26 protein-coding genes are annotated in these 24,361 nt (G+C 38.9%); 11 read left to right on the top strand and 15 right to left on the bottom strand.

Going from position 1 to position 24,361, the window contains the following annotated elements:
- Positions 1-140 precede the first annotated feature (140 nt).
- The 4 genes from ilvC to HJP15_RS04895 all read left to right on the top strand — a co-directional run bounded on the left by ilvC (position 141) and on the right by HJP15_RS04895 (position 5,872).
- Positions 141-1,613 (top strand): ketol-acid reductoisomerase, encoded by a 1,473-nt coding sequence (ilvC, locus tag HJP15_RS04910; protein ID WP_054203261.1) that lies wholly within the window; start codon positions 141-143, stop codon positions 1,611-1,613.
- Positions 1,614-1,793: 180 nt separating this feature from the next.
- Complete coding sequence (locus HJP15_RS04905) at positions 1,794-3,707, top strand: methyl-accepting chemotaxis protein (protein ID WP_170173170.1); 1,914 nt, start codon at positions 1,794-1,796, stop codon at positions 3,705-3,707.
- A 79-nt stretch (positions 3,708-3,786) separates the two neighbouring features.
- Complete coding sequence (locus tag HJP15_RS04900; protein ID WP_170173169.1) at positions 3,787-4,980, top strand: tetratricopeptide repeat protein; 1,194 nt, start codon at positions 3,787-3,789, stop codon at positions 4,978-4,980.
- Positions 4,981-5,008: 28 nt separating this feature from the next.
- Positions 5,009-5,872, top strand: a complete 864-nt coding sequence (locus HJP15_RS04895; RefSeq protein ID WP_249365793.1) for a M20/M25/M40 family metallo-hydrolase — start codon at positions 5,009-5,011, stop codon at positions 5,870-5,872.
- On the opposite strand, the gene HJP15_RS04890 is transcribed toward HJP15_RS04895, so the two are convergent.
- Positions 5,841-6,182, bottom strand: a complete 342-nt coding sequence (locus HJP15_RS04890; protein WP_170173168.1) for a GIY-YIG nuclease family protein — start codon at positions 6,180-6,182, stop codon at positions 5,841-5,843. The genes HJP15_RS04895 and HJP15_RS04890 overlap by 32 nt on opposite strands.
- A 119-nt stretch (positions 6,183-6,301) precedes the next feature.
- Between HJP15_RS04890 and HJP15_RS04885 the strand changes: the two genes are divergently transcribed.
- Positions 6,302-6,661: an outer membrane protein assembly factor BamE gene (locus HJP15_RS04885; protein ID WP_054203265.1), complete on the top strand. Its 360-nt coding sequence runs from the start codon at positions 6,302-6,304 to the stop codon at positions 6,659-6,661.
- A gap of 62 nt (positions 6,662-6,723) precedes the next feature.
- On the opposite strand, the gene HJP15_RS04880 is transcribed toward HJP15_RS04885, so the two are convergent.
- Together HJP15_RS04880 and HJP15_RS04875 are read right to left on the bottom strand one after the other, a co-directional pair.
- On the bottom strand, positions 6,724-7,053 hold the full coding sequence (locus HJP15_RS04880; protein WP_054453904.1) for an RnfH family protein: 330 nt from the start codon (positions 7,051-7,053) through the stop codon (positions 6,724-6,726).
- Positions 7,050-7,490, bottom strand: coding sequence for a type II toxin-antitoxin system RatA family toxin (locus HJP15_RS04875; protein ID WP_054203267.1), 441 nt, complete (start codon positions 7,488-7,490; stop codon positions 7,050-7,052). Before HJP15_RS04875 ends, HJP15_RS04880 begins: the two co-directional genes overlap by 4 nt.
- Positions 7,491-7,635: 145 nt before the next feature.
- Between HJP15_RS04875 and smpB the strand changes: the two genes are divergently transcribed.
- Together smpB and HJP15_RS04865 are read left to right on the top strand one after the other, a co-directional pair.
- Complete coding sequence (gene smpB / locus HJP15_RS04870; RefSeq protein ID WP_054203268.1) at positions 7,636-8,115, top strand: SsrA-binding protein SmpB; 480 nt, start codon at positions 7,636-7,638, stop codon at positions 8,113-8,115.
- Positions 8,116-8,280: 165 nt separating this feature from the next.
- Complete coding sequence (locus HJP15_RS04865) at positions 8,281-10,965, top strand: TonB-dependent receptor plug domain-containing protein (protein WP_054203269.1); 2,685 nt, start codon at positions 8,281-8,283, stop codon at positions 10,963-10,965.
- Positions 10,966-11,030: 65 nt separating this feature from the next.
- Here the strand turns inward: HJP15_RS04865 and HJP15_RS04860 are convergent, their stop codons facing one another.
- Together HJP15_RS04860 and fadR are read right to left on the bottom strand one after the other, a co-directional pair.
- A complete protein-coding gene (locus HJP15_RS04860) occupies positions 11,031-11,636 on the bottom strand; it encodes a peroxiredoxin C (RefSeq protein ID WP_054203270.1) in 606 nt (201 codons plus the stop codon).
- 249 nt (positions 11,637-11,885) lie between these two features.
- Positions 11,886-12,599, bottom strand: a complete 714-nt coding sequence (gene fadR / locus HJP15_RS04855; RefSeq protein WP_054203271.1) for a fatty acid metabolism transcriptional regulator FadR — start codon at positions 12,597-12,599, stop codon at positions 11,886-11,888.
- A gap of 328 nt (positions 12,600-12,927) precedes the next feature.
- On the opposite strand from fadR, the gene dsbB reads away from it, so the two are divergent.
- Positions 12,928-13,440: a disulfide bond formation protein DsbB gene (gene dsbB, locus HJP15_RS04850; RefSeq protein ID WP_054203272.1), complete on the top strand. Its 513-nt coding sequence runs from the start codon at positions 12,928-12,930 to the stop codon at positions 13,438-13,440.
- Positions 13,437-13,754: a DUF6170 family protein gene (locus HJP15_RS04845; protein ID WP_316244664.1), complete on the top strand. Its 318-nt coding sequence runs from the start codon at positions 13,437-13,439 to the stop codon at positions 13,752-13,754. The genes dsbB and HJP15_RS04845 overlap by 4 nt, the downstream gene beginning before the upstream one ends.
- A gap of 13 nt (positions 13,755-13,767) precedes the next feature.
- Here the strand turns inward: HJP15_RS04845 and HJP15_RS04840 are convergent, their stop codons facing one another.
- Positions 13,768-14,064, bottom strand: coding sequence for a ComEA family DNA-binding protein (locus HJP15_RS04840; protein WP_054203273.1), 297 nt, complete (start codon positions 14,062-14,064; stop codon positions 13,768-13,770).
- Between the two features lie 262 nt (positions 14,065-14,326).
- On the opposite strand from HJP15_RS04840, the gene HJP15_RS04835 reads away from it, so the two are divergent.
- Positions 14,327-14,647 (top strand): YebG family protein, encoded by a 321-nt coding sequence (locus HJP15_RS04835; RefSeq protein ID WP_054203274.1) that lies wholly within the window; start codon positions 14,327-14,329, stop codon positions 14,645-14,647.
- A gap of 69 nt (positions 14,648-14,716) precedes the next feature.
- Here the strand turns inward: HJP15_RS04835 and putP are convergent, their stop codons facing one another.
- Positions 14,717-16,195: a sodium/proline symporter PutP gene (gene putP / locus HJP15_RS04830; RefSeq protein ID WP_054203275.1), complete on the bottom strand. Its 1,479-nt coding sequence runs from the start codon at positions 16,193-16,195 to the stop codon at positions 14,717-14,719.
- Positions 16,196-16,563: 368 nt separating this feature from the next.
- On the opposite strand from putP, the gene HJP15_RS04825 reads away from it, so the two are divergent.
- Positions 16,564-17,787, top strand: coding sequence for an EAL and HDOD domain-containing protein (locus HJP15_RS04825; protein ID WP_054203276.1), 1,224 nt, complete (start codon positions 16,564-16,566; stop codon positions 17,785-17,787).
- A gap of 138 nt (positions 17,788-17,925) precedes the next feature.
- Here the strand turns inward: HJP15_RS04825 and HJP15_RS04820 are convergent, their stop codons facing one another.
- The 8 genes from HJP15_RS04820 to HJP15_RS04785 are packed head-to-tail and all read right to left on the bottom strand — an operon-like array spanning position 17,926 to position 24,360.
- Positions 17,926-18,657 carry an MlaA family lipoprotein gene (locus tag HJP15_RS04820; protein ID WP_054203277.1) on the bottom strand — a complete coding sequence of 244 codons (732 nt, stop codon included), beginning with the start codon at positions 18,655-18,657 and terminating at the stop codon, positions 17,926-17,928.
- A 9-nt stretch (positions 18,658-18,666) separates the two neighbouring features.
- Positions 18,667-19,941, bottom strand: coding sequence for a c-type cytochrome biogenesis protein CcmI (gene ccmI, locus HJP15_RS04815; protein WP_170173167.1), 1,275 nt, complete (start codon positions 19,939-19,941; stop codon positions 18,667-18,669).
- On the bottom strand, positions 19,942-20,403 hold the full coding sequence (locus HJP15_RS04810; RefSeq protein ID WP_169327119.1) for a cytochrome c-type biogenesis protein: 462 nt from the start codon (positions 20,401-20,403) through the stop codon (positions 19,942-19,944).
- Positions 20,400-20,972 (bottom strand): redoxin family protein, encoded by a 573-nt coding sequence (locus HJP15_RS04805; RefSeq protein ID WP_054203280.1) that lies wholly within the window; start codon positions 20,970-20,972, stop codon positions 20,400-20,402. Before HJP15_RS04805 ends, HJP15_RS04810 begins: the two co-directional genes overlap by 4 nt.
- Positions 20,969-22,939, bottom strand: coding sequence for a heme lyase CcmF/NrfE family subunit (locus HJP15_RS04800; protein ID WP_054203281.1), 1,971 nt, complete (start codon positions 22,937-22,939; stop codon positions 20,969-20,971). The genes HJP15_RS04805 and HJP15_RS04800 overlap by 4 nt, the downstream gene beginning before the upstream one ends.
- A gap of 1 nt (position 22,940) precedes the next feature.
- Positions 22,941-23,420, bottom strand: a complete 480-nt coding sequence (gene ccmE, locus HJP15_RS04795; RefSeq protein WP_054203282.1) for a cytochrome c maturation protein CcmE — start codon at positions 23,418-23,420, stop codon at positions 22,941-22,943.
- Complete coding sequence (gene ccmD / locus HJP15_RS04790; protein WP_054453897.1) at positions 23,417-23,620, bottom strand: heme exporter protein CcmD; 204 nt, start codon at positions 23,618-23,620, stop codon at positions 23,417-23,419. Before ccmD ends, ccmE begins: the two co-directional genes overlap by 4 nt.
- A 2-nt stretch (positions 23,621-23,622) precedes the next feature.
- Positions 23,623-24,360 carry a heme ABC transporter permease gene (locus tag HJP15_RS04785; protein WP_054203284.1) on the bottom strand — a complete coding sequence of 246 codons (738 nt, stop codon included), beginning with the start codon at positions 24,358-24,360 and terminating at the stop codon, positions 23,623-23,625.
- Position 24,361: the final 1 nt, after the last annotated feature.

Below are 24,361 nucleotides of genomic sequence, written 5' to 3'. Positions count from 1 at the left end.
TGTACACATTTCACGTTTCACTTTTTGAAATACTTTAATTCAAATATATCATTTTACGCAAGGTGAATGTTTCATTATGGTGGTTTTAAGCACGGCAATAAACGCCTGCATCTAACAAATATGAATATAGGATACTAACAATGGCGAATTATTTTAATACTCTTCCTTTACGTGAGCAGCTAGCTCAGCTTGCACAATGCGAATTTATGGATCCAGCTGAATTTGTCGACGGTGTTAATGCACTTAAAGGTAAAAAGCTAGTAATTGTTGGTTGTGGTGCTCAAGGCTTAAACCAAGGCCTTAACTTACGTGATTCTGGATTAGATGTATCATACACATTACGTGATTCAGCAATTAGCGAACGTCGCCAATCATTTTTAAACGCATCTGAAAACGGCTTTACTGTTGGCACTTACGAAGAGCTAATCCCAACCGCTGACGTTGTTTTAAACTTAACACCAGATAAGCAGCATACAGCTGTAGTTAGCGCTATCATGCCAATGATGAAACAAGGCTCAACCCTTGCTTACTCACATGGTTTCAATATTGTTGAAGAAGGCATGCAAGTACGTGACGACATTACCGTTATTATGGTTGCACCTAAATGCCCTGGTTCTGAAGTACGTGAAGAGTATAAACGTGGTTTTGGTGTCCCAACATTGATTGCTGTACACCCTGAAAATGACCCTCAAGGTCATGGTTTAGCACAAGCTAAAGCTTATGCTGCGGGTACTGGTGGCCATCGTGCAGGCGTTTTAAAATCATCATTTATCGCTGAAGTAAAATCAGACTTAATGGGTGAGCAAACGATCCTATGCGGCATGCTACAAACGGGTTCAATCTTATGTTTTAATAAAATGATTGAAAACGATATTGAGCCGGGTTACGCATCTAAACTTATCCAATACGGCTGGGAAGTCGTAACCGAGGCACTCAAATACGGCGGCGTTACTAACATGCTTGACCGTCTATCAAACCCAGCAAAAGTAAAAGCGTTTGAATTGAGTGAAGAGCTAAAAGTCATTATGCGCCCGCTTTATAATAAACACCAAGACGATATCATCGACGGTACTTTTTCACGCGTGATGATGGAAGATTGGGCTAATGATGACGCTAATCTACTAAAATGGCGCGCAGAAACCGCCGAAACTAATTTTGAAAAAACCCCTGCCGGTGATGTTGAAATCACTGAGCAAGAGTTTTTCGATAACGGTATCTTAATGGTTGCGATGGTTAAAGCGGGTGTTGAACTTGCATTTGAAACCATGACTGCAGCGGGCATCATTGCAGAATCAGCGTACTATGAGTCATTACATGAGACGCCATTAATCGCAAATACTATTGCACGTAAAAAGTTATTTGAAATGAATCGCACTATTTCTGATACAGCTGAATACGGTTGTTATTTATATAACCATGCGTGTTTGCCACTACTTCAAAACTTTATGAAAAATATCAACACTGATGTTATTGGTAAAGGTTTAGGTGAGCAAAGTAACCATGTTGATAACCAAACACTGATTGAAATAAATAAAACATTGCGTGAGCACCCTGTTGAGATTGTTGGCACACGATTACGTGGCTACATGTCAGCAATGAAAAAAATTGTTTAACCCTGGACAATAAACGTTTCGCTTGTTAGAAACCAAGCCCACATACTTATGTTTGTGGGCTTTTTCCTTTATAAAAAACACTTCCCCACCACTACTTATTTCATTTAAAGCAACTATTAGCCATGATCAAAGGGTGTGCTAGAATAAAGCCTTATATTAGTTGTAAATTAAGACTCATTGATGACACTAAACCATTTATCAATTACCAAAAAAATTACCTTGCTCGGTATTTCTATTACTTTCGTTGTTGCGGCATTTATTGGTGCAACGTCGATATACAGTGCGAAAAATATAATAGAACACCGAATGATCGAATCTGAATTACCAAGTAAATTACAAGCCATTAATAATTATATCTCTCATGATATTAATGAATTAATTAGTGCCGCAGAGCAGCTTTCAAGTAATGAATTTATACTTGATTGGTCACAATCTACAGATACGAATGATCGCCTGTTACTCAAAGAATTAAACCGTTTAGTGAAACAATACGATTTAGCCACCGCGTCTTGGGCAAACAGAGAAACAGCGCAATACTGGAATCAAGATGGTTTTTTAAGAGAGTTAACACAGCAACAAGATGGTTGGTTTTTTGCTTTTAAACAGTCTAAGCAGCCCTACTCTATTAGTATTTTCCAAGAATCATCAAATGATGTGAAAATGTTTGTTAATCATCAACAAGTCAATGGCACTGGTTTGGCTGGCTTAGCTAAAAGCATTGATGATATGCAAACTCTACTGCAAAAATTTAAAATTGAAAAATCTGGCTTTGTTTTTGTAGCTGATAAAAGTGGCCTTATTCAATTACATAAAGATGCAAGTAAAGTCGCGAAAGAAACACTCGATAAACTTTATCAAGGTAATATTTCTACACAACTATTGAACAATCTGCCATTCTCAATTCAAGAAATTAGCTTTCAAGGTGAAAATATACTCCTTGCAGCAAGCCCAATCAAAAACACTGAACTATATGTTATTGCCCAAGTCCCCAAGAACGAAGTGTTTGCCAGTATTGATAAGCTTAAGTGGCAAATAATTACATTTTCGGTCATTATTGGATTACTAGCGAGCATATTTAGTTACCTCCTTGCTCGTTCACTCTCTTCCCCACTTTCAAACATGGCAGAGCTATTTACTCGCTTAGGCTCTGGAGACGCTAATCTTGCTTATCGCTTACCTGAATCGTCGCAGCCAGAATTAACTGATTTAACCAATGGCTTTAATCTTTTTATTACTAAAATAGAAACTGCAATAGCCAACGTTGCCAGTGAAAGTCACGATATACGCCAAAGCTCACAACATGTTTTCGATCAAGCGCAACGTAACTCGCTGGCATTAGATAATCAAAAAGATCAGACTATCTCAGTTGCAGCAGCAATTAACCAAATGGGCGCGACAGTTCAAGAAATTGCAAGTAGCGCAGCAATGGCCGCTAAATTGACCGAAGATAGTAAAGCAAATACACAGCAAAGCCACCAGCAAGTTGCGCAAAGCCAAGTAATGATATCGGCTTTAGCTAATGATATTGACCTCATTATTACTCAAGTTAATGTGTTATCACAAAAAACCGTTGCAATCGCCAGTATTGTTGACTCAATTCGAGGGATTTCTGAACAGACAAACTTACTGGCTCTTAATGCCGCGATTGAATCAGCACGAGCAGGCGAACACGGCAGAGGTTTTGCTGTTGTCGCCGATGAAGTCAGAGCATTAGCAAATCGTACATCACAATCAACAACCGAAATACAAGGTATGATTGAGGAATTGACACAAACTTCAACAAGTGTTGTTAACAATATTGCTCAGTCTAAACATAAAGCACAAGATAGCGTTGAAGCCATGCAAAGCTCGGTATTGTTACTCACCGCAATCACTAATACAGCCAATGAAATAAACGATATGGCAACACTCATCGCCACTGCGACTGAAGAGCAAAGTAATGTGGTTGCTGATGTCGGACGTAATATCGAACAAATCAGTGAGATCAGCGATAAAGCAATGCATGAACAAATAACCACTGAACAGGCAATCAAAGATCTGGCAAATAGCGCGCAAATTTTGGATAGACTTGTCGCCACGTTCGAAAAACACTGACATAGTTTATAATTTATCCATAGCCCCAACTACAAAATAGACTAAACTTAATTAAGTTGTTTATTAGTTGGGGTGTAGTATGACTATTTCTAATCACTTATATTTTGCAGCCACTTTCTTCGCTACTTTACTATTAACTGCCTGTCAAAGTATTCCTAACGATGCCCCCTCTCCTCCAAATGAAATATTTAAAAACCAAACATTTACTCTGTCTGATGTAGAAACACCCGATGAGATATTTAGACTCAGTGATGACATGATGCAGCAGCTAGATATACAGTTTCCACCACACAAAAGAAATTTACAATCAACACGTAAGCTCTTGACGTTTTTATTAGATAACGGCGATGATTCACTTTCATACCAATCAGGCGCAACCCTTATTGCAGAACACACTTTTCGCGACTTAAATGCAAATTGCTTATCGCTATCGATTTTAGCTTTTAGTATGGCTGAGTATTTAGGCATGTATGGGCAGTTTCAGCAAGTTCACATCCCTGAGTACTGGTCATTAAATAAAGGTTACAACTTACTCACTGGGCACATTAATCTTGCGGTTTCACAACCTCGCAATAAAGAAGCCAGTATTCACTACGTTTACAATTTAGCGAACTCATTAATTATTGATTTTGATCCAAACTCTCGCGGTGAAAAGTTTAAAACAACCCCTATTACTAAAGCTCGAATTACTGCGATGTTTTATAACAATAAAGGTGCAGCAGCAATGCTAAATCAGCGTTATGATATTGCCTATAGCTACTATATTGCGGCTATAAAAGCAGATACCCAACATTCTGGCTCGTGGGGGAATTTAGCCGTGCTCTTTAGACTCAATAAACAATATGATAATGCCGAGATTGCCTATAATTATGCCTTCTCCCTAGATAGTAATAATAATACTGCCCTAGGTAATTTAGCACTGTTATACCAAATCACAGGTCGCCAAGCTGAGGCGCAAACGATCTTGTCACGTCTTAATACAAAGCGCCAAAGTAATCCTTATTATCATGTGTCTTTAGGTAATACTGCATATCATATTAAAAATTATCAAGATGCTATCAAGCACTTTCTATCCGCTAAGCGTTTAGATAACAAAATTCATGACAGCTATTTTGGCCTTGCCCGTACTTATTACCAACTAGGTGATTTTAAGCAAGCTTATAAACAACTAGGCCTTGCTAGAAAATATGCAGATTTTGATCATGATAAACAACGCTATCAAGGTAAACTTCGTGCTCTAAACAACATGACTGCGAAGGTGAATAATCATTAAAGCTCATATATTTATATTACTGACGGTCTTGCTATTCCCTTGCGATGTAAATAGCGCATCATCTCAACTGTTACTTGATGATTTAAGGCACTTAAGCTCTGCGGTATTTAGTGGTCGAAAAACAAACACCTCAGACGCTGAGTTAAGTGCGCTTTATCTCAAAGATAGATTTGAGTTATTAGGATATTCAAGTGAGTTGCAAACGTTTAGTTACCAAAGTAGTTTTTTTTCGCGCAGTACGGGCAATAATGTTATCGCTACTCTTACCTCTCAAAATAGCACGTCTCTCACGGTTGTCATTACTGCCCATTATGATCATCTTGGAAAAAAAGGAACACAGTTTTACCCCGGCGCAAATGATAATGCCAGTGGTGTGAGTGCACTTTTGTATTTAGCTAAACGGCTAAAAATAAACACGCCAACGTTTAACATTATATTTGTTGCTACTGACGCCGAAGAGAACGGTTTACACGGCAGTAAGTATTTTGTAAGCCAACTTCCGACTGACACTGTACTTTTTAATATAAATTTGGATATGCTTGCTGTGAGTGCCCGTAGTAAAACCTTATATGCATTTACTCTGCCTAAACTTAAAAAAACGATTGAGTCGCAACTAGCGACTATTTCATCGAATGACCTCAGAGTACGTGTAAGTAGTAGCTCAAAGCACATGAACCGCCTGCTTAGAGTCGATAAAATAGATTGGCGAAAAGCCAGCGATCATTACTCCTTCGCAAAAGCCGGTATACCCTATATTTACTTTGGTATGGGGGACGATCCTCATCATCACAAAAAGACTGATACGTTTGCAAATATTGATCAGGATTTGTATGTAAAAAGCGTAATATATATTGAACGGTTCATTCGCCAGTTCGATTTCTCGCAGCTGTAGGCAAATGGCCAACTTGCATAAAACGCTGTTTTTGCTGTTTAGATAACTTTTTGACTTTAATTTCTAATTTAGTTGCGGCACTGCGATCCCCGATCTCTTGCTGATAAATAAGTGTAAGCGGCCCTTTTCCTCTTAGGTTTTTAGCGCCTTTTCCCGCTTGATGGCTTGCAAAGCGCTTACTTACATCTGTAGATATGCCCGTATACCAATGCCCAAAACGTGTTTGCACGATATAAAGGGACCAAATAGAGCTATTCGCTATAGTATTATCTTTAAGAATAGTTAAACTTTTATCGGACTCTGTGGTCAAAATTGCGCTCCAAGCATAGATACTAAGAATTAAGTAACAAACAATTACTCAAAAGGGTTTTACCTTAGGTGACTAATCGGTATCATGCAGTCTATAAAAAATAAGGATCCAAACAAACAATGCAGTCGTTAAAAACTTTTTCTCTTTGGTTTATCGTTGCCCTTACACTAAGCGCAACAGCAGGTTGTTCAAGTTGGGTTTATCGTATCAATATCCCTCAAGGTAACTTTTTAGAGCAAACTGATGTTGATAAACTTCGAATAAACATGACTCGTGAGCAAGTTGTATATGTTTTAGGCCAACCTGTTGCAAAAGATGCCTTTGATAAAAATACATGGCATTACTCTTACACCTTTAACCTAGGTCGTGACAGTGAACAACGAAAACTACTTACTGTTAAATTTAATAATGAAAAGCTAACATCGATAAGTGGAGATTATGAGCAACCTGAAGAGTTTAATACACCACTTGAGCAATAATACTTAATTGCTACTCGCAAATTTAAAAAAGGTTAGCACACGCTAACCTTTTTAGTTTCGCACTACTGTGTTCTATCTAGCGGGCGTCCCCCCGTCACTTTATTAGCCCGACCTTCATCTTTGGCTTTTTCAGCCCGTTTACGTCTTGCGTCTTTTGGATCTGCAATTAGCGGTCGATAAATTTCAACCCTATCGCCATCCTCTAGTACTTGCGTTAATTTGCAGGTACGATTCCAGACACCTAGAGTGAGTGCTGTAGCATCTATTTCAGGGCATTTTGCAATAATTCCTGACTTTATGACTGCTTGCTCAGCGGTTGTTCCTACTGGCACTTCAACTTGTAAACTTATTGCGCTGGTCGGTAGCGCAAAAACAACATCAACTGTAATCATAATCTTGGTCCATATACCTGTTTAGCACGCTGAGTAAATGCATTGACCATATTTTTCGCCACATCATTAAATACCCGGCCGAATGCAAGTTCAATTAGCTTACTCGCAAATTCAAACTCCAACTGAAGCTGAACCTTACATGCGGTATCATCTAATACCTGAAAGTGCCAACGCCCCTGCAAAGCTTTAAATGGCCCATCGACTAAACGTAAAGTCACTGTATTTTCATCTGTAAACGTGTTTTCAGTGGTAAACCATTTTTTTATACCTGCTTTAGATATCTCTAAACTTGCAGTCATTGTATTGTCTTGTTGTGCAATAATTTTTGCATCAGAGCAATGCGGTAAAAACTCAGGATAGGCATCCACATCATTGACTAAATCAAACATCTCTTTGCTGCTATACATTACTAGCGCACTTTTTTCTATTTGTGGCATACTCACTCCCAACTGTGTGGGCGAATTTTAGCAAGTTTTGCGTTTTTCCCCAAACTTTCCCGATGCTTTATTTATCATCGATTATTTACAGTAAAAATAAAAAATCGATGTAAAAAGCAGAGCTTTACGTATAATATGGGACACTATGGCTAAGAAAAATTCATCTAAATCGACAAGTAATACCATCGCGCTGAATAAAAAAGCGCGCCATGAGTATTTTTTACACGACAAGTTTGAGGCTGGTGTCGAACTGCAGGGCTGGGAAGTAAAAAGCATCCGAGCTGGCAAAGTAAATATCTCTGAAACTTATATTCACCTTAAAAATGGCGAAGCATTTTTACTTGGCAGTCAAATTCAGCCACTTAATAGTGCCTCTACCCATGTAATTTGTGATCCACTGCGTTATCGCAAGCTCTTATTGAGTCGGCGTGAGTTAGACCGCTTAATTGGTGCAACTGAACGCGATGGTTATTCATTAATCGCTACAGCCATGTATTGGAAAAAATGCTGGGTTAAATTAGAATTTCAACTCGGTAAAGGTAAGAAAATGCATGACAAACGCGAAGACGGTAAAAGTAAAGACTGGTCCCGCGAGAAAGAACGGTTAATGAAACACAAAGCTTAACCCTATAACGCCTAACACCCTGTTAGGCGTTTTTATTTTTATACCTTAAAACAAAAAACTTCATAAGTTAACCTTTCGCTCAAGTTGATAACATTTTGATTACATGGTATTGATATCACTGGTTTATTGAAAATATAATATCAACACTATAACAAGGACTTAAGGATGAAGAAAACAGTTTTATTTACACCAAATTTACTTACTTATACAACCCTAGCATTGTCGGTAGGCTTTTCTGCAACAGCTTATTCCGCATCAGAAACAAAAGAAGTTGAGCGAATTCAAGTCACAGGCTCACATATCAAACGTACTGATATGGAAGGGCCATCACCAGTACAATCATTATCGGCAGCAGATTTAGCCGCAACAGGCTCAACAGATTTAATAGGTGCTTTACAGAAACTACCTGTATCAGGTGCGGGTACTTTTAGCACTCAAGGTAATTCAAGTGATGACACCGCCAATGGTGGATCAAGTGTTGCACTAAGAGGCCTTGGTGCATCATCTACATTGGTGTTAATTAATGGCCGCCGTGTTGCTGTGAGCCCGTTTGCTAAAGATATCGAAACATCTTTTGTAGATTTAAATAGTATCCCAATGTCATCTGTTAAACGTGTTGATATTTTAAAAGATGGCGCATCTGCAACATATGGCTCTGATGCAGTTGCTGGTGTTATAAACATAATACTACGTGATGATATTGATGGGTTTGAAGTTGCGGCAAAAACAAGCACCACCGCTGACGGTGGGGGTGATGAACAAAATCTAACTTTACTTTGGGGAAGTAGCAGTAACACCAGCAAGCACAATTTCTCTATTGATTATTACAAGCGTGACGCTATTTTAAATTCACAGCGTAGCTATACAGCCACTGCAGATCAGCGTTTTCGCGGCGGTAATAACTCATTAAGCTCATCAGGATTTCCAGGTTCAGTTGAAGTTACGCGCGCGATGCTTACGGATGCTCAGTGGGCTGCTTTACCCGTTAGCAGAATTGACCCCGAAGGTAACCCCGTTAGGCAGACCATATTTGCAGATGTATGGGGGAATGACACCTGTGACGAATCACTTATCATCGGTGATATTTGCCGTTATGATTATGCGCCACACTCAACTCTTGTACCTTCTACAGAACGTATTAGCTTTAATTATAATGGAAGCCAAGAAATAACAGACAATATTGAAGGCTTTGCTGAATTTTCAGCTCAGCACTCATCAAGCTTCATTGAAGGCGCAGCAAGTCCAAGCTTTACAGAATTAACTATGATGGGGGATAATCCAAATCATCCTCTTTTTAATGATCCAAGCCACTTCCTCCACGGTGTAGATATTTCGATGCGTCGACGAACAGTCGAAATCGGCAACCGTCAAAAAGATGTTGATTCTGAGTACTATCGCGCTGTTTTAGGCGCTAGAGGCTCATTTAGTGACTGGGATTGGGAAGTTGCATATTCAGCAATACGCTCTAGCGCAGTAGAAAAAGGAGTTAATGGTTTCCCTAATATAATTCGAACTCAAGAAGCTATCGATTCAGGATTATGGAATCCATTTGAACCAAGCACCAACACTGAAGCTGCCCTTGCCTATTTTGAAACAACCACTACTCGCTCTGGCGCCTCAACAATGCAATCTATTGACGGCACAATCTCTGGTGAGTTATTTGAGTTGGGTGATGATATGGCCGCAATAGCAATAGGCTTTGAAGCACGTAATGAACGAATTGAAGATAACCCTGACGCACAATTTTTACGTGGTGAAATCTTTGGAACTGAAGCAACACAGGCAAATGGTGAACGTGATAACAAGGCTATTTTTGCCGAGTTAAGCTTGCCTGTACTTGAAACTTTAGAGCTTCAATTAGCATTACGTCATGAAAACTATAGTGACTTTGGCTCTACCACAGACCCAAAAGTTGCTTTTCGCTGGACACCTTTAGATAGTTTGGTTGTTCGTGGTTCATGGGGAACTGCATTTAGAGCGCCATCATTAGTACAATTGCACCTTGGCCGAACTGATGAATCACCAAGCGTTATTGATAAAGAGCGTTGTCGCCAAACTGGCGCTGAAGCTGATTGCGAGCCTACAGAATATACCGCAATTGTTGCTGGTAACCCTGACTTACAACCAGAGACATCAAGTAACTATAATTTAGGTGTTATTTGGCAAACTACTGATAACTTTAGCGTCGGTGTAGATTACTGGAATTATGATCAAGAAGATCTCATTAAGAAAATTGGCGCTCAAAAACTCGTTGACTGCTGTGGTAGCGATCAAGCTTTAGTCCAACGGGCACCAAGTCAAGGTGGTAATCTTGGTCGTATCTTAGTGATCAACGATACATTCGTAAACATAGGCGGGCGAGAAACGGATGGGTTTGATTTAAATCTTAATTATCGTTTAAATACCGATAACTTAGGTGAATTCAAATTCAATTATAATTTAACCTACACGCTAAATTTTGAAGAACAATCGTTTGAAAGTGATAAACAAGGTAATACGAGTATTGTCGCTGAAGACCTTAATGGTGAATTCCAACATCCAGAATTTAGATGGGTTGCAGGGGTTGATTGGAGTAATGAGAGCTGGCTTGCTAATGTTGGTATTAACTATATAAGCGGTTACAACGATTTACCTGATACAAACAATGATCGTTTTGATATTGATTCTTGGACCTCAATCGACACATCAGTCAGTTATGTAGGTTTCGATGAATTAACACTAACTTTAGGTGCATCAAACCTTACAAATGAAGAACCGCCACAGGCACCATCAGATTCTTTTGGCGTTGACAGTAAGACACATAGTGCTATCGGGCGCCAAGCTTACTTTAAACTTGCATACAAGTTCTAAATAAAAGCACATAAAAAAACCCGCCAAATTGGCGGGTTTTTTATATTCTAAAACAAAGGCCTAAATTATAGGTCGCCTTCGTTTTCAGAAAGGAACTTAGCAACGCCTGCAGGGCTTGCGTCCATACCTTTTTTACCTTCAGTCCAACCAGCAGGACATACTTCACCGTGCTCAGTATGAAATGCAAGTGCATCAACCATACGTAGCATTTCATCGATATTACGACCTAGTGGTAAGTCGTTCACTACTTGGTGACGAACGTTACCTGCTTCGTCGATTAAGAATGAACCACGAAATGCAACGCCAGCTTCTGGGTGCTCAACGTCATATGCTTTACAAATTTCGTGTTTAACGTCTGCAACTAATGCATATTGCACTTGGCCAATGCCGCCATCTGCAACAGCAGTGTTACGCCATGCGTTGTGTGAGAATTGTGAATCAATTGAAACACCAATTACTTCAACACCACGTTTTTGGAATTCTTCGAAACGCTTGTCAAAAGCAATTAGTTCAGAAGGACATACGAAAGTGAAATCTAACGGGTAAAAGAAAATAACTGCTTTTTTACCTTTAATTGTTTCGTGAAGATTGTAGCTATCTACGATCTCGCCGTTACCTAATACTGCTGCAGCGGTAAAGTCTGGTGCCTGGCGGCCTACTAATACACCCATTTTATTCTCCAAATATTTGAGTTTGCTTTTAATTGCTTACGCAATGCTTGCCTTTAATATGGCATCAAAAAATGAAATACCAAGGGTTTACATGCATAATTATCCAAATATTCTAGAGATAATAAGCTTAAATAGATAATCGTATTTTCCGATGCAGCCAATCGAAAATATTGAACATATTTTAATGCATAAAATGAACACAAAAAAACCCGCAAAAGCAGGTTTCTTCAATCCATCTATTTTACTGCATTAATCCATAATATTTTCTGGCATGTCACCACGAATTTTTTGCCATACTTCACCAGTTTGATGACCATATTTACGTAGCAATGAAATTGCGCCATCGTGTTCACGCTTTTCGGCCAGTATAGTTAAGTCTTTATAAAACTGACGCGCTAATTGACGTGTGCCTGGATCAGAGAAGTAATGACAAGCTATTTTAGAGTAAAAACCTCTAAAGCCATTTAAAATTAACACATAAATACGGTTATTTCCGGCAACCGCTAATTCATGGTGAACTTTATAATCATAATCTGCAAATGCTTGTGCGCTATCTTCAAGCTCATCACTTTGTGATAAGATTTCAATCACACGATCTGGTGCATGTTTAATTGCTGCACGAGTATAAATTGCGCTAATATTAGTTCTAGCAGATAATAATTGATCTGTTAGCTCTGGCATTTTATCTTCATCAAGACGCGCAAGCGTTTCTAATATATTTAATCCTGAGGTTTCCCAAAAGTTGTTAACCCGTGTTGGTTTACCATGTTGGATCGTTAACCAACCATCACGCGCTAAACGTTGTAGCACTTCGCGTAAAGTCGTACGTGTAACACCTATTAATTCTGATAACTCACGCTCAGCAGGAAGAATAGAGCCTGGAGGAAAATCACCATTCCAAATTGATTCAACAATGTACTCTTCCGCAAATCCAGCTGGACTTTTAGCTTTAAAAATTCTCATTCAATTCCCACTCGAGTTATCACATTACATCACTTTATAAGTTAACTGACTGATTGTACCAGATGAAGCCAAACTAACAAGTAAAGTCAGTCAGAACGCCCTCATTTGATTTCCCACTCCAATCTATACTAATAATTAGGATTATCCATAAAAATATAACATCTTGCGTCTTTTACATATTAAAACACAGCGATCACGAAACGCGATATTTTCATCAAAGAATAAATAACAGCGTATAACTTTTTATAGCTACAAGTGATGTTTACCCTTGCGTGTGGTTTAGCGTCTACGTCATAATCTAACTACAGCGTTTTTGATTGGAAGTTTTATGAATTGGTTAGCTAATTTAGCACAGCAACGTACTCCATGGATATTATTGGCAGTGACTGCATTTATCTTTGAAATTGTTGCGTTGTTTTTTCAATATAAAATGGGCTTAGAGCCTTGCATTATGTGTATATATCAACGTACTGCAATGCTGGGATTATTAGTTGCCGGATTAATTGGCGCCATTAAACCAAGCCATTTTATCTTTCGGTTTTTAGGTATTGTGACGTGGGCAACAGCCAGTATTTGGGGCTACCTGATCGCACGTGAGCACATTGATATGCAAACAACGACTGACCCATTTGCTTTTAGTTGTGAATTTGAGCCGAATTTCCCGCTGCCTTTACACGAATGGATACCAAATTTTTTTGCTGCAACCGGTGATTGCGGTAATATTGATTGGGAATTTTTAGGAATGAGTATGCCTGCTTGGATGGAAGTGATATTTGCAGCATTCAGTATTGTATTAATAACTGTTGTTTTCGCTCGTTTAATCATTAAGAAGAGTCTATGATGCCTGCTTTTTTATCAAGCCAGTTACCTCAACTTAAGCATCTAAAAGTGCGACAGCGACAAGATATAATCGCAATAGCACTTAGCATGCTAAGCCCAATGCAAAAAATCAGTCTACGTATCGCTAAGCTAACTCTATTAATTCCATTGTTTTTCTCACTCGTTTATATTGATGGCTGGCTGATGATACTTGCATTAATTGTCACAGGTATAAGTTATCCAATATTGACAACGCCCGTCGAAATACAATTTTCAAAACCTTTTTTAGCCGAGGCTATTAAACTATATAATAAAGAGAAACAAGGCGAGCAATAGCTCGCCTTTGTAATTAAAGCGTTACTTTTCCTTCTAATTTTGCAACGATTTTGTCACCAATACCTTTAACCTGAGTAAGCTCACCTAGTGATTTAAATTTACCCTGCTTAGTACGGTAATCAATAATAGCCTGCGCTTTTGATTTACCAATACCTGGTAATTGAACCAATTGGTCAACGTTTGCTTGATTAATATTAATAACCTCAGCTTTTTGAGCAATTTTAGCTGTAGCAGGCTTATTATCGACCGCATAACTTGGCAAGGCGACTGCAAAACCAAATAATACGACTATTAAAGTTAAAAACTTCATGTTTCTCCTCCATGATGTCCATTCGTGGACTCAGTTAATAGTTGATAAAGCGATCTCACTTTTTGACTGATTTTAATTAAAGCCATACTGAAAAAGTGTGACCTTTTAAATAAAGTAAATAGCGTCCATCTTGTCAACCGTACCGATAATAAAAAAATAAAAATGTTCACTTGCAAATAGCCGGACAAACATTTACTGTACATAAAAACAGTAATCAATCAAGGTGAATTATCATTCACCAAGCAAGTTGGCAGGAGAAATCATGGCTGTTGTTGTTAAATATGTTGTAGAAAGAAACGGAGTCGAGCGTATGACGTTTACTACTAAAAAAGAAGCTGACGCGTATGACAAGATGCTCGATATCGCTGAATCACTTGAGGCGATGCTAGAAAAGGTCGATGTGCCTTTAAGCGAGCAACAAATTGAATCGCTCGCACTTGAGATTGCAAAAAGCAAAGATGATTTCATGAATGTTTTGAAAGGCGCAAAAGAAGTACCAATTAAGGCTTCATCTGCAAAATCTAAAAAAGAAGCAAGTAGCGTTACTGATCTGAAAAACACAGAAGAAAAAGCAGCCAGTTAACGTTTAGCTAAAATACAAATAAAAAAGGAGCTAATTAGCTCCTTTTTTATTCTTAATTACACATTATGATTAAAGCGATTTCTCGACATCATCAAACAATAGCGTAATTTTTTCACTCGGCGCTGCTGTTGTTAAGCTTACAGCAACAATTGCAATACTTGATAAAATAAACCCAGGAACAATACCGTAAATTAACTTACTGATATGTTCACCATTAACCTCTATCGGCGCATAAAACCACACTAACACGGTTACAGCACCGACGACCATACCAGCTAATGCGCCCTCAAAGTTCATTCTTTTCCAATATAAACTAAATAGAACCAGTGGACCAAATGCAGCACCAAAACCAGCCCATGCGTTGCTTACTAAGTCTAAAATAGAACTATCTCTATCATACGCTAAGTAAATGGCACAAATAGCAACTAAAGCAACACTAATTCGCCCTACTAATACAAGCTCTTTATCTGTGGCATCTCGACGAATAAATGTCTTATAAAAATCTTCTGTTAACGAGCTTGAGCTCACTAATAGTTGCGAAGATATTGTACTCATAATTGCCGCTAATATAGCGGCTAATAAAAAGCCTGCAATAAGTGGGTGGAAAAGTAATTCAGATAAAACAAGAAATATTGTTTCTGGATCATCAACAACGATGCCATTTTCATAGGCATATGCAGCTCCACATAAACCCGTAGCTACCGCACCTAACGCTGCAACTATCATCCAGCTCATACCTATACGACGTGCGGTAGGCATATCTTTGACGCTTCGAACAGACATAAATCTAACAATAATATGCGGCTGACCAAAATAGCCTAACCCCCATGCCATTGCTGATATAATACTCACCAAAGAACCTGCCCCAATCCATTGCAGCATTTGCGGGTTAATACTGTTAAGTGTTGATGTTAAAGGCTGTTCTAGTAATGTATAAGTCACCGTAGGTACTAAAATTAAAGCAATGAACATAATACAACCTTGTACAAAATCAGTCAGGCTTACCGCTAAAAACCCACCGAACAAAGTATATAAAACTACAACACCTGTTGTAATATAAAGTCCCATTTCATAACTTAAACCAAATGAACTTTCAAATAATTTACCACCAGCCACTACACCTGATGAGGTATATAAAGTAAAGAAAACAATAATCACAACCGCAGACACTACTCGCAGTAAGTTACTGTTGTCGTTAAAACGATTTGAAAAGTAATCTGGGATAGTAATAGAGTCATTCGCTTTTTCAGTATAAACACGTAATCGCGGTGCGACCAAAAAGTAGTTTAACCATGCGCCGATAATTAAGCCTAACGCAATCCATGTACTGCTAAACCCAGTAACAAACATAGCGCCAGGTAGCCCCATCAAGATCCAGCCACTCATATCTGATGCACCTGCAGATAATGCAGCTACACCTGGTGATAAACTACGACCACCAAGCATGTAACCCGACACATCGCTGGTTGACTGTTTATATGCATACAAACCAATGCCGAGCATTACAATAAAGTATGCTGCCAAAGAAATAATCATTCCAGTTTCCAAATTCGCCTCCGATAAAGAAGTTTAAATCAGGCATTTAATCCTAATAATGACTCGCAAATCAATGCTATAAATAAGACATTATTGGTGTAAAAACCAACCTAGTGCTTGACTATATCATGCTAAGGGTAAATAACTCCAATTAGTACGACTAATCTAGCAACCATATGAGAACATTCTGATTTTTTGTGAAAAGCAGTAAATTTAGTGTATATCAATGGAAATTAATGACTATTTACCCTAGGATAAGATCTATACACTGGTACACACCAATACTATAGGTTTAATTTTGAAAATATAGTTAATGCTATTTGCTATGTTTTACCTTATATTGCTGATGTAATCGTTTAACTGATGTGGATCTGTTGTTTATGTATTTTTATGCTGCGCGCCAACCAATTCTAGACCGTGAAAAAAAACTTGTAGGTTACGAGTTACTATTTCGTGATGGCGTTGATAATGTATTTCCCAACATCGATGGCGATGAAGCGACCTCGCGACTAATTGAGGGCAGCCAGTTTAACTTTGGTTTAGAAGATTTAACCGATAACAAACCTGCTTTTATAAACTTTACACTCGACACACTGCAAAAAGGCTACCCTACTCTATTAGGCAAAGAACAAATTGTGGTCGAAATATTAGAGACAATTCAACCAGGGAAACGTTTACTTTCTTTAGTCAAAGACTTAAAAGAAAAAGGCTATACCCTAGCGCTTGATGATTATATTCACCAGCCTGTATGGCGTCATTTTTACCCTTTTATTGATATCATCAAAATCGACTTTTTGACCTGTGAACTTGATACTATCCATGAAGTTATTGAAGCAATTAAGCCATTCCCACAAATTAAATTATTGGCTGAGAAAGTCGAAACATACGAAAAGTATCAATTAGCACTTGAACTAGGGTTTACATACTTTCAAGGGTTTTTCTTTTCTAAACCTGAAATGGTACAAAGTAAAACACTGCCTCCATCAGAAATGGCACTTGCTGAATTACTCTATGAAACGTCGACTGTTGACTTAAACTTAAAGAAAATTACTGAAGTTTTTGAAAGAGATGTAAACTTATCTTACAAACTTCTGCGCTATAGTAATTCTGCTGCATTCAAGCGAAGAGCTGAAATAAATACCATAAAACAAGCCTTAATTGTTTTAGGCGCACAAGAAATTAAAAAGTTTTTATCGCTACTTTTTGCATCTCAAGTTGCCGCAGATAAACCTGCAGAACTAATTAGATTATCGCTCACTCGCGCACGCTTTACTGAGTTACTCGCAATAAATCATAATAAATTTAAAGATACAGGCATGGCATTTTTGACCGGTATGATGTCGTTAATGGATGCCATACTCGATGAAAGTATGGAAAGTGTTATGGAAAAGTTACCACTATCCAATGACATAAAATTAGCACTCGTTAAAGACGAAGGCTTGCTGGCACAATACTTACGTTTAGTAAAACTCTATGAACAAGCAAATTGGCAAGGCGCGAATGCAATACAAGAGCAGCTTGGCTTAGCAACAGATAAAGTGCCAGATGCGTACCATGACGCCGTAAACTGGGCAAACGAACAAATGAGAGTACTTGGTGAATAATAAGCTTTCAGCCTAATCATCTAATACCAATCAGCGTAGATATGGGGGCTATTTAATTCGTTAAATTGTTCAAATATTTATGCAGATTAGTATAAACATAAAAAATGCCAGCTTAGCTGGCATTTTTTATGTTTTCAATTACAAACTTTCTAAAAAGTCTTCATCAAAATCTTCAGGCTCTTTCTCAATTGGTGGATTACCATCATACAATTCATATAACTGACGTTGGAAATAGATATCCTTCATAAAAATATAAGGGTCTAAAGATTCATTCAGTAAGCTTTCTTGTGGAATTAATGACGCTCGCGCTTCGATTGCTTTAAAAGCAAATACTAGCACTGTTTGTGGTGTGGTTAAGGCTATCTCAGGTAATACAAAACCATCGACCACATCGCCAGCTAGATTACGCGCTGTTGATGGTCCCATACCTGGTAACATTAAATACGCACCATCGCCGACTCCCCACACACCTAGGGTTTGTCCGAAATCTTCATCTATAATATTTAGACCAAGAGAGCTGGCAACATCAAAAACACCAAAAATACCCACGGTTGAATTAACTAAAAAGCGAGCAATACTAATGCCCGCATTACCAGCTTTACCTTGTAATGTCGCATTAATAACATCCGTTGGGGCGCTGATGTTATCTGTAAAATTAACTAAGCTTCGTCTTACAGGTGTTGGTGTAACAGCAACATACCCAACTGCAACAGGGCGAAGAATGTAAGCATCCAACACATCCATATTAAAGTCATACATCGGACGATTAAATGATTGCAGCGGGTCACGCTCATCCGCTTTTTCTTCTGGTACTTGTGCGCATCCCGCGCTCACTAGTAACCCTAATATAATCAAACTCTGTCTTAACATCTTTTATCCTTAAGGTATTAGCTCATCTATTAATAGAGTGTATTCGCTCGTTTCACTGCGCTGTAAAATACCTGATTTTCCTTCAAGCTCACCACTTGATGGCATTACAGAAGCGTCTTTTGAAATACGTGCTGTTAATATTATTTGCTCGGTACTTGAAAGCGTTAAACCTTCAACCATTGAGTTGTTATCGCTTAATTGGACTTGAAGAGGAAAACTATATTGCGTTAACTTTACAACTGCAAGCGGCATTGCAGGGCCACTGGCTGCTTTTGCAAATACAAATAAAGTGCCTTTTTCAGGTAAGTTTGCTATCAGTTGAGGAGCAAGCTCAATCGTGACGGAAATATTACTTGTCTCTGTACCTGCAGCAAACGACTTCTCTACAGGGGTGATCTGCGTGTTCTTGGCTGCAATATTTTGATCAATCTCTGCGATTCTCTGTGCAATCATATTATAACGACTATCTTGTTCATCCATGCTGTTTAAAAGCATCTCAAATGCAGCTTTTGCTTCCAGCCAATCGTGGCGTTCATAAGCAATAAGCGCTAATAATGAAATAGCATCAAGATTTGTAGGTTCATCTTTTAATACACGTGATAGCATTTGCGCTGCTTTATTCATACTAACATCGTCGCCTTGGAGCAACATTAACTGACTATAACTGATCAATACAGCCAAGTTTTCAGGGTTTAAACGCAGTACTTTATCAAATGATTGCTGAGCCATGTCATATTCATTTAAAGACATCGCAACGCGACCTAGTAACATCCATGCAACTTCATCATCACCACTTTGCGCAAGCTTAGTGCGTAAACCCAACGCGAACGCTTGAAGCTCATTCTGCGTTAATGGTTCACCTTTTTGCATCACTGCACGTTCACCATATTCAGGTAAATTTTCCATCGCAGCCTTCCAGCTTTCTAATTGATGCTGCGAACCTGTTGCGGTATAAAATATTAAGGTTAAGACGACTAAAAATGCACTGCCCGTCAACGCAAAAATACGATTATTTCCACGACTGAAGAGTGACTTTTCTGGCGATAGCTCATTTAACAATCGACATTTCAATTCAATAATTGACTCATCGTAACTTTGTTGTTCTATGCGCTGCTCAGCCAGATCTAAACTAAGCTCACCAAGTCGTTGCTCATAAATAGCAATTAATTCAGAGTTAGCATTATAGGTTAGATTCTGTATTCGCTCTTTGGTTAAAAAAGGCAAAGCCACAAACGTGATAGCCAAAAGCGTCAGTAGCACAAACGATGCCCACATTAAAATCATTTAGTTTTGCTCCTGACGCTGGTTTTTTGCAATTAACTTAGTTAATAACACTTCATCTTGATCATTCCATGTTTGTTTGACAGCCGCTTTACGTTGGCGAAACACAATGAAACCAAAACCAAAAATAACGATTAATACTGGTAATACCCACAATACTAATGTGGCTGGCGTAACGGGTGGTTCGTAATGAACAAAGTAACCATAACGATCTATCATATAGTCAATTACTTCATCTTTTGTTTTGCCATCTTTAACGAGCAACAGTACTTTATCACGCAAATCTTTTGCAACTACAGCATCAGAGTCTGCAATGTTTTGATTTTGACATTTAGGACAACGCAGTTCTTTTGTTAACTCACCAAAGCGCTGAGCTTGCTCATCATTGGCAAAAACGTAGCGGTCTTGTTCAGCGAGAATTCCTGTGCTGAATAATAAGAAAAAACTAATTAATACATACTTCATGGCTTTAACTCCTGCATTAACGGTGCAAATTTAGCACGCCACACGCGTGGATTAATATCCCCCGTGTGATGAAGCAAAATAGTACCTTTGCTATCCACTAAAAACGTTTCTGGTGCACCCGATACACCTAAATCCAATGCCAGTGTGCGGTTTAAGTCTAGGATATTAAATTGGTATGGGTCACCTGCACGACCTAACATCGTGCTGACTTCATCACGCAGTGCGACAATATCAAACTCACCATCAAAATCACTGTCATAACTTTGTACGTAATAGAGCCCTATAATTCTGACGCCTTGTTCTCGTAATTGGGTAAGATAATCAAGTTCTGCTAAACACGTTGGGCACCATGTGCCCCACACATTTAATAAATAGACATCGCCTTTTAAATCACTTTCTTGCCAACGCTTTGAGTCTTGCATTAAATCTGGCAAATTAAATGCTGGCATTTGTTGACCTAAGCGACCCGTTTGAATCTCACGGGGATTAGCAAATAATCCCTGAAATAAAAACACGCATACCAGTGCGAATGCTAATAAAGGCAATAGCGCTAAAAATTTACGGTTCATACAACACCCTTCGGCTGTAATTGCTCGTCACTTTTTCTGCTTGTCCTGTAGCGTTTATCACCTAAAATCATAAACCCAGCCAACGAAATTAAAATACCACCTAACCACATCCATCTCACGTATGGTTTGTGATAAATGCGTAACGACCAGCCCCCATTACTGAGTTGCTCACCTAGCGCTAAATAAAGATCTCGAGTAAACCCTGCATCAATCGCCGCTTCAGTCATAAATTGCATGCCAATATCATACTGACGTTTCTCTGCGTATAATTTCGTTACGAGTGAGCCATTTTTCAATACGCTTACTACACCAGCATGACCACTGTAATTTGGCCCGCGAATGCTTTTTACACCCTCAAAGCGGTAGTCATACTCATTAAGCTGAACAACGTCCAATGGCTGCATTGAAACATCTCGTTCAACTGAATAAGCTGATGTTAAAGTTACTCCAGCAATAACAAAGGCAATACCAACATGCCCCAACACCATTGCCCAGTAGCTTAAAGTCAAACGTTTTAACCCTTTAATAAAGCTGCCATGAACAAGGGTTTTATCATATAAATCTGATGCTGTTGTGAACATAATCCACATGGCTAATGTTGTTGCTAATAATGTAAGGGGTGCAACATCCTCATAACTTAAAAATAGCCAGCCTGCGGTGACCACTATGCTTGCAACTGCTGCTATGAGTAATTTATTTTGTAAAAATGCCCATTTATTTTGCTTCCAACGTAATAGCGGCCCAATTCCCATTAGTATTGCAAATGGTACCAATAAAATTGCAAACATCTTATTAAAGAATGGTTCGCCAATTGAAATGCTGCCTAAGCCCATTTCTTTGTGGATCATAGGTAACAAAGTGCCTAATAAAACAATGAATGTCGCAACCACTAAAAAGATATTATTCAGCCATAATGCAACTTCTCGAGAGACTAACTTATAGCGCCCTTCACTTTTTACTTGCGATACTCTAAAGGCATAGAGCGTTAAACCACCGCCTACAACAATCGCTAAAAATGCAAGAATAAATAAACCACGATCAGGGTCTGTCGCAAATGCATGGACCGAAACAATAATACCTGAACGAACAATAAACGTGCCTAATAAGCTCAAAGAGAAAGCTGAGATAGCAAGTAAAACTGTCCATGATTTGAATACGCCACGTTTTTCAGTCACTGACAGTGAGTGTAATAACGCTGTGGCAACAAGCCATGGCATTAGCGATGCGTTTTCAACCGGATCCCAAAACCACCAACCGCCCCAACCTAATTCAGCGTATGCCCACCAGCTACCGACTGTTATACCCAAAGTTAAGAAGCCCCAGGCAGTCATAGTCCAAGGACGTGACCATTTTGCCCATGTATTATCGAGTTTGCCGGTCAATAACGCAGCAATAGCAAATGAGAATGAAACAGATAAGCCAACATAGCCCATATATAATAATGGGGGATGGATAATCATACCGGGATCTTGTAATAACGGATTTAAATCACGGCCTTCAACTGGATAGTAAGGTAAGAGTAGCTCAAATGGACTAGACATTAAGAGCGTATAAAGCATAAAGCCTACCCCTAAAAAGCCTAGCACGCCAAGCACGCGAGCCCTGAGTATCCAAGGTAAAGAACCTGAACGCATCGCCACGACAGCAGTCCAACCAGCTTGCATGACTAACCACAATAAAATTGCGCCTTCATGTCCGCCCCATGTAGAGGTGATTTTATAATACCAAGGTAATGAACTACTTGAATGGTATGCGACATACGCCACAGTAAAATCATCGGTTAAACTTGCATAAATTAATGCTGCAAATGAGATTAAAACAAAAACGAATTGACCAATAGCCAATGAAGGCGCTGCACGCATTAGGCGTAAATTGCCTGTATGCGCACCCCACAATGGAAAAATACACAATAAAACACTCAGCACCATAGCGAGTGTTAAAGAAAAATAACCGATTTCAGGGATCATATTAATAGTCACTTCCTAAGTTGTACTTCGGTTTCTCGTGTTTAATTCCTTTTACTGCCTCAGCAACTTCAGCTGGCATATACTCTTCGTCATGCTTGGCAAGTACTTCAAAGGCTTCTATCACATTAGGTTCAACTAATAACCCTTGCGCCACAATCCCTTGTCCCTCGCGAAATAAATCCGGCAAAATACCTTGATAACGTATAGTCACTAAAGGCCCAGTATCAATTAGCTTAAAGCTCACTTCTAAGCTCGTTTCATCACGGACCACTGAACCTGGCACTACCATGCCACCGATACGTAATTTTTGGCCTATATACGGCAACTCTTTATTCGGTCCTTTACCTTCTATTAGTTCACTAGGGGTGTAAAATAAATTAATATTCTCTTGCAGTGCATAAAGCACTAATCCAATAACCGCACCTACACCAAATACAATTGCAGTGACTGCTAATAAACGTTTTTTACGTCTTGGGTTCATACTTGCTGCTCCTGTTTAGCCTGTTTTATACGTGCTTCACGGTCAACCTGTTGCTGAACAGACGATAAAATGCGTTTAGTGTCGTTTAACGAGCTGAGTAAAATACCTATTAAAATCAGCGCGCAGGAACCAAAAGATAACCAAACATAAAAGCCATAACCACCCATGGCTATAAAATCAGAAAAAGAATCAAACTGCATAACTAGCCCCTATTTAACAACTGACGAACCCAAGGTCGGTGTTTTTCACGTTGTAAAATTTCATTTTTAAGACGCATTAAAGTCACAGTGCCGACGAATGCAGCAAACGCAACAATATTTAACATTAGTGGCCAAAACATACTTGGATCAATGGCATTAGTATTGAATTTAGTAATACTTGCTCCTTGATGTAGTGTGTTCCACCATTCAACTGAGAAATGAATGATCGGTAAATTTATAACTCCTACAATGGCAAGAATAGACGCAGCTCGACCCGCTGCTTTCTTGTCTTCAAAAGCGTGGTACAACGACAGCACACCTAGGTATAAGAATAATAAAATTAACTCTGAGGTTAAACGCGCATCCCACACCCACCAAGCACCCCACATAGGTTTACCCCATGCAGCACCAGTAATAAGTGCGATAGCTGTAACACATGCGCCCACAGGTGCAATTGCAATAACGGCAAGCTCTGCGTTACGAAGTTGCCATACAAGTGCCACGATAGCGGCTATGGCCATAGAAGAATATGCTCCCATTGATAAAATTGCTGAAGGAACATGAATAAAAATAATACGATAGCTGTCTTTTTGTTGGTAATCAGCCGGCGCGTACGCCAAACCCCAAACCCAACCAACAATCATACACACAACCGTTATTACGGCAAAATAGGGCAGTAACGTATTACATAATTGATATGCACGATCTGCTTTAGCGTAGGGATGTAACCACTTCCACATA

Source organism: Pseudoalteromonas sp. NEC-BIFX-2020_002, from assembly GCF_013002825.1.
Taxonomy (GTDB): Bacteria; Pseudomonadota; Gammaproteobacteria; order Enterobacterales; family Alteromonadaceae; genus Pseudoalteromonas; species Pseudoalteromonas neustonica.
This window is presented reverse-complemented; position numbering and strand designations above follow the sequence as displayed.